This is a genomic window from Oscillochloris sp. ZM17-4, assembly GCF_019599295.1.
Classification (GTDB): domain Bacteria; phylum Chloroflexota; class Chloroflexia; order Chloroflexales; family Chloroflexaceae; genus Oscillochloris.
Genome location: NZ_JAIEWN010000128.1, coordinates 1 through 3,038 on the forward strand (window position 1 = coordinate 1; position 3,038 = coordinate 3,038).

Annotated in this window: 1 protein-coding gene; it reads right to left on the reverse strand. The window is 68.0% G+C overall.

Annotation, left to right across the window (positions count from 1 at the left end; translation table 11 throughout):
- Positions 1 to 123: 123 nt before the first annotated feature.
- Positions 124 to 3,038: SUMF1/EgtB/PvdO family nonheme iron enzyme (locus K2Z83_RS28085; RefSeq protein ID WP_220598482.1), on the reverse strand; the 2,915-nt coding region annotated here is incomplete at its 5' end.

Here is a 3,038-nt window from a genome sequence, read left to right on the forward strand (position 1 = left end):
CCTCAGTGGTGAAAAAATCGCGATTCGCTCGCTACGCTCGCTCAGACGGGGCTGTACTGCGCTATCCGAAGCGGGAGCAGCTATACGTCGGTACTGACGCCGAAATACAGGACACAGAACACGTCATAAAGGCTTTACAGTTTTGAGGTGCCGGGCAAGCCGAAAACCGACGAAGTGATCGTGGAAGTCGGGCGTGAGGGCGTCACGGTTGGCCGCGCGCAGGTGGATCGGTTGATTGAACCAGGCGCCACCGCGATATGTAAAGCTTTTTCTCGTCAGATTGCCGAAATCTTCCCGTCCGTCATTTGGGTCGTAGGGATAGGGCTGAAACTTGCTGCGCGTCCACTCCCAAACATTCCCAGTCATGTCGAGCAGCCCAGTTCCCGGCGTCGCCCCAGCCGGAAAGCAGCCAACGGCAGAGGTGCCATTGTACTGCTGGTTGAAGTTTGCCCGTTCATCATCTGGCACAGCGTCGCCCCAGGCATACATGCGGCGCTCGCTGCCCCGCGCTGCATACTCCCACTCCGCCTCGCTGGGCAGCCGGTAGATGTGGCCGTCGTTCAGGTGGTGATCTGTTAGCCAACCGCAGAACGCAGTTGCTTCATACCAGCTCACCCCCACCACCGGGTGGTTCGGGCGAGCGATTCCAAAGCGGGCATCGTCCCAATAGCGTGGAGCAGCTACACCTTCTTCACGCAGCCAGTCACCGCCAATCGCCCACCAGGGTGCGCTCGGATCATACCCGCCAGCGTCGATAAAGTCCTTGAACTGCGCGTTTGTCACCGGGTAGCGGGCCAGTTCAAAGGACTCGATCACAACGGTGTTGATCGCATCATTGGATTCACCGATGACAAAACTGCCGCCTTGGATCTTCACCATCGGCGGCGGCAGGTCGCACACGCCGGGGCGCGGGTCGCCGAGCTCACCCAGGGAGACCCCGGCGCGCACCCGCTCGGCGGCGGGCAGGGTCTGCCCTTCCACAACCTCAGCCAGGAGGCTCGCCAGCCGCGCCCAGAGCGCAGGCAGGTCGATCGTGCTCACTCCGGCGAACTGTCCCTTGCCGCCGATGTCGGCCAGCGCCTCGGCGGCGAAGGCCGCTGCCTGGTGCAGCTCGGCGGTATCGCGCTGGCGCTCGCCGTGGTTGGGGAGGAGCAGGAACTGGAGCCAGAGCGCGACCGTCTCCAGGCGCGGGATACGCACCGCGTGGCCGAGGGCCAGCAGGATCACCTCGCGCCAGCGGGTCGGGTCGCGCCGCCAGTGGGCGTAGGCCAGCTGCTGGAAGACCAGCGGGCGCACCGCCGAGTCCTGGGCCACCAGGTGCGTTCCCGCCAGATACTCCTCGTAGGTCAGGTGTGGGAAGGCGTAGCGCTCGCCGCCCTCATGCAGCAGCAGCCCGCTCTCATCTTCCAGGTAGTCCAGCACCACCAGCGCCTGCTCGTAGGCCCGCCCCGGCGCCAGGCCGAACTCCCGAAAGAGCTGGGTGAAGGTGTCACGCACGGCGCTCTGCTCCAGCAGCCCGCGCCCATCGGCGGAGCGCTCGCCCTGGTGGGCGCGGTAGGCCAGCGCAGCCAGCGTCTGCCGCAGCTGGGTCTCCTTCAGGCCAGGGATGGCCAGGCGCTCCAGCAGGCTCTGGGGCGCGCCGGCCTCGCGGCGCTGCTGCGTCCAGCGGGTCAGCAGCAGCTGCACCATATCCTCGTAGAGGTCGGCGCGATCCTCGGGCAGCTTGCCCTCGTAGTAGTGCAGGATGGTGATGATCGTCAGCAGCAGCGGGGTTTTTCCCAGGTCGCGCAGGGTCGGCAGTGCAGTGATCCGCTCGATCAGCGCCTCGGCGCGGCCCGTCGCCTCCTGCGGGGTGAACGCGCCGCGCAGGGCGCTGCCGGCGTACCAGCCGCGCACGAAGTGGCGGATCTGGCCGAGCGTGAACGGCGCAAGCGTCACCGGGTCGTCCCAGCCGGCCAGCGGCGCGGCGACCGCGCCGTCGAACGAGCGCGACCGGCAGGTCACGACGACAAAGGCTTCGTGGCGGTCGGCCAGGGCGGCGACGGCGGCGGCCACCTGTGCGCGCAGCACTGGGTCGGCCACCTCATCGAGGCCATCGAGCAGCAGCAGCAGCCGGCCACGGCGGAACGCCTTGCGCAGCGCCTCGCCCAGCCCGGCCAGGGTCTCATGCTCACTGATCGCCAGCAGGTAGCGCCAGAGTGCGCCGGCGTCGCAGGCGGATGCGGGCTGGCGCTGGAGCCAGGCGGCGAACGCGCCCAGCGAGGCGTAGACCGGCAGCAGCGGCCCGGCTGACCAGCCGGGCAGATCCGTGGCCGCATCTCCGGCGCGGGCCAGGGCCACGGCGAGGTGGCGCAGGAAGGTGCTCTTGCCGCTGCCCGGCCCGCCGAGCAGCACCAGCCGGTGACGCTGGCTCAGCGCCTCGGTGAGCAGCAGCGGGCGCTGGAGCTGATAGGTGGCCTGCTCCTCTCCATCAGGGTGCGTACGCTGGCTGTGCCCGCGGCGCACATCGCCGACGGCCTCAGCCACAATGCGGCGCGCATCCTGGGGCAGCACAGCATCAGGCTTGCCGGCCTCCAGCTCCGCGTTAAGCGACTCCTGATCGGGGCTCACGCGGATCGCCACCCAGGCATCGGCGGCGAGGGTGATGTAGACTTGGCTGAGCGTGAAATCAGGAGCCTTGCCGCGCTTGCGCTCCCAGTCCACGACGCCGCGCAGGCGCAGCTGGTCGCAGCGGCGTGCCAGGCCGTCGAGGTAGTCGGCCACGATCTCGCGCTGGTCGTCGGAGGGCGTGGGGATGCCGGCGGCCTGGAGGAAGATCTGGATCAGCCCCTGGTTACGCACCCCGCCGGTCTGCACGTCGCCGTGGATATTGCCGGCCATCACGCCGACATTCGCCTCGCCTTCCGCAGACTGGTTCAACTGCTGGCCCATCACATCGCGCCCAGCCACATCGCCCACAGAGACATCGCCCATCTGCGCGCCGGCGAAATTCAACTGGGCGCGCTGAGCCTCGATCGCGGTGATCGACGCCTCCAGAT